This window comes from Cryobacterium sp. MLB-32 (genome assembly GCF_000738085.1).
Lineage (GTDB): Bacteria > Actinomycetota > Actinomycetes > Actinomycetales > Microbacteriaceae > Cryobacterium.
In genome coordinates this window covers 1-2,905 of the sequence record NZ_JPRS01000603.1, presented here as the reverse complement: position 1 = coordinate 2,905, position 2,905 = coordinate 1, and the positions used below count along the sequence as shown (strand labels likewise).

General features: G+C 63.1%; 3 protein-coding genes. All 3 read left to right on the top strand.

The features are described from left to right. Nucleotides 1-337 precede the first annotated feature (337 nt). The 3 genes from JF66_RS23960 to JF66_RS20205 all read left to right on the top strand — a co-directional run bounded on the left by JF66_RS23960 (nucleotide 338) and on the right by JF66_RS20205 (nucleotide 2,904). Nucleotides 338-493: a hypothetical protein gene (locus tag JF66_RS23960; protein ID WP_197059521.1), complete on the top strand. Its 156-nt coding sequence runs from the start codon at nucleotides 338-340 to the stop codon at nucleotides 491-493. Between the two features lie 195 nt (nucleotides 494-688). Continuing rightward, complete coding sequence (gene istA / locus JF66_RS20210) at nucleotides 689-2,239, top strand: IS21 family transposase (protein ID WP_035880693.1); 1,551 nt, start codon at nucleotides 689-691, stop codon at nucleotides 2,237-2,239. Then, the gene (locus tag JF66_RS20205) at nucleotides 2,236-2,904 is read left to right on the top strand and encodes an ATP-binding protein (protein WP_035880694.1); all 669 of its coding nucleotides are present in this window, start codon (nucleotides 2,236-2,238) and stop codon (nucleotides 2,902-2,904) included. The genes istA and JF66_RS20205 overlap by 4 nt, the downstream gene beginning before the upstream one ends. Nucleotide 2,905: the final 1 nt, after the last annotated feature.

Here is a 2,905-nt window from a genome sequence, read left to right as displayed (position 1 = left end):
TCGAGGCAATGCCTGTCCTGATCGACCGTTCGTACGACCAACGACTCGTCGACAAAGTCTTCTGCTGCGGCGAGATTCTGGCGGTTCGCGGGTTCCCTTGCTCCAAGTGTCATCAGCACTTCTGCCCAAAATGCGGCAACTGCAGATGCACCCGGGTCAGCGCCAGCGAGCAGCGGTGTAAGAGCTGTAATTGTCTGTCCCCGGTGCACGTGATGACCGACGGTCTCTGCGAGATGTGTGCCTGACCGGATCACTTATAACTAGGCACGCTACCTCGACTACTTAGTGAGGGTGCCGCAGACGCGGATCACTGGCCCTCCGAAACGAGGTGAAAGATATGGCAAAAAACACCGGTCAGGGCCATCGCAATGGTGCCGTCAAAGGGCGAAGCGAGTTCAAGTCTGGCAAGACCTGGTTCAAGCGCGACACCAGCAACGGTCAAATCATGAACGGCAGCGCCAACCAGCACAAGGGCGTCCGCAACGAGAAGTAGCACTCAACTCCCATCGATCCACATTGGCCGGTGGAGCTGAATATTGGCTTCGGTGGGCACCACCTGTGGTGCGGTTGAGCCCCACTGTTCAGCGACGTGACCTGCATCGTTCAGCCCCACTACCGGCGTGGTTGAGCCCCACCTGAAAAGCTCCTCCCACCATGTGAGCGCCACACGGTGGAAGGAGTACCGGTAATGGTACGGAAGATCAAAGCGAAGCAGATCCTGCAGCTGCGTAATCAGGGCTTGTCGCGACGGGCGATTGAGTCCGCCCAGGGGATGTCCCGCCACAGTATTCGAGCTGTGCTCGATGCCGCAGAGCGGCTCGGGCTCGGCTGGGATGACGTCGTCGAGTTGTCGGAGGCCGCGGTGTATTCGACGTTGTTCCCCGGCCGCGGAGTCCACGAGTCCGTCTTCGCGCAGCCGGACTGGGGCCGGGTCCACACCGAGCTCGCGCGGGTGGGAGTGACGCTGAAGCTGTTGCACCAGGAGTATCTCGACGCGGCAGCGATGGTGCAGGCGACGATGAGTTACGACCGCTTCTGCCGGCTCTATGCCGAGCATGCTGCTGTCTCGGGGGCGACGTCGCGGGTCGGCCACAAGGCCGGCCGCAGTATCGAGGTCGACTGGTCCGGGCCCACAATGCAGCTCCTCGACCCGACGACGGGCGAGATATCGAAGGTGTATCTGTTCGTCGCCTGCCTGCCGTTCAGCCGCTATGCGTTCGTGGAAGCGACCCTGGATATGCGGCAGGAGGCGTGGCTACGCGCGCACACGGCAATGTTCGCCTTCTTCGGCGGCAGCGTCCCACGCCTGGTGCCCGACAACCTAAAGACCGGGGTGATCTCCCACCCGAAGGAAGGGGAGGTCGTTTTGAACGACGCTTACCGGGAGATGGCGGCGCACTACTCGGCCGCGGTACTCCCCGGCCGAGTGAGGCACCCGCGCGACAAGAGTAGTACTGAGAACACGGTCGCCCACGTCGCAACCTGGGTCATCGCCGGTTTGCGGAAGGAGACGTTCACCTCGCTGGCGCAGTTGCGCCTGCGAATCCGGGAACAGATCGATGCCTACAACCGGGAGCCCTTCCAGAAACGCGTCGGGTCCCGCCTGAGCGTGTTCACCACCGAGGAGAAGCCTCTGTTGCAGGCACTGCCGGCGGCACCGTTCGAGATCAGCACGTGGGCCTATAAACGAAAGGTCAACGCCAACGCCCACGTAGTCTGGGCCAAGAATTTCTACTCCGTCCCCTTCAGCCACATCGGCGCGCTGGTGGACCTGCGCATCACCGAGACGATGCTGGAGGTTTATCGGCGCGAAGAGCGTCTGGCCAGCCATCTGCTGCTGCCGGTCACGACGACGAACCAGTATCGGACCAACGATGCGGACTTGCCCGAAGGGCGCAGCTTCCAGGCCTGGGACCGACCCCGGATCGAGGAATGGGCCGCGCGGATCGGGCCAGCAACCGTCACCGTGACGGCCAAGATCTTCGAGACTGTCTTCATCGACGAGGCTGGCTTCGACGCCGCGCTGGCCGTGCTGAAACTCTCGCGCCGATTCCCCTCGGCCCGGGTCGAGGCCGCCTGCGCACTCGCGCTGCGGGGCCCGGTCCGTTCCCCGCGTTATGCGCATTTGCGACCGATCCTCGACACCGGGCAAGACAAAACCGGACAAGTTCCGGAACCAGAACCGGACCATGGCGGTTACGTTCGCGGCAGCGCTTACTACGCCGGAGGGAACCGGTGAGCGCTCTGGACGGCGAGACCAAACGCAAGCTCCGCGAGATGAACGCCGGCGAGCTGCTGCAGGCCATCGACCTCCAGGACGAGATCCTCTCGATCAGCCTGACCTTCGAGGAACGGGTCCGGCTAGTCGTCGACGACGCCTACTCGACGTTCATGCATTCCAAGGTTGACGGGCTGATCCGGCGGGCGGGACTGCGTTACCCGAACGCGGATCTGCGGCGCATCGACCTGCTCGACGAGCGCGGCCTCAACCGGCAGGTGCTGACCCAGCTCGGGACCTGCTCGTTCGTCACCCGGCAACAGAACGTCGTATTCCAAGGCTTCACCGGGTCAGGGAAGTCGTATCTGGGATGCGCTCTCGCCAAACGCGCCTGCGAACACCGCATCCGCGCCCACTACGTCCGAATGCCCGACCTCGAGGAAGCCTGGGTCGCCGCCCAGGATACAACGGGTGGCGCCGGCAAATTCCTGCGGAAGTATGCCGCCTTCACGCTCTTGGTCATCGATGAGTGGCTGCTGGATAAGCCGACGGAATCGATGCGGACAATGCTGCTGGAGCTGATGGAGCGCCGTTACGGCGAGACCTCAACGGTGTTCTGCACCCAGTATCAACAGAAGGACTGGCACCAACGCCTCGGCGCCGGCGTTCACGCCGACGCCATATGAC

What these genes read in the sequence shown, in the direction of transcription:
- JF66_RS23960 (WP_197059521.1), top strand. Translation starts at nt 338, where the DNA reads ATGGCAAAAAACACCGGTCAGGGCCATCGCAATGGTGCCGTCAAAGGG.
- istA (WP_035880693.1), top strand. Translation starts at nt 689, where the DNA reads ATGGTACGGAAGATCAAAGCGAAGCAGATCCTGCAGCTGCGTAATCAG.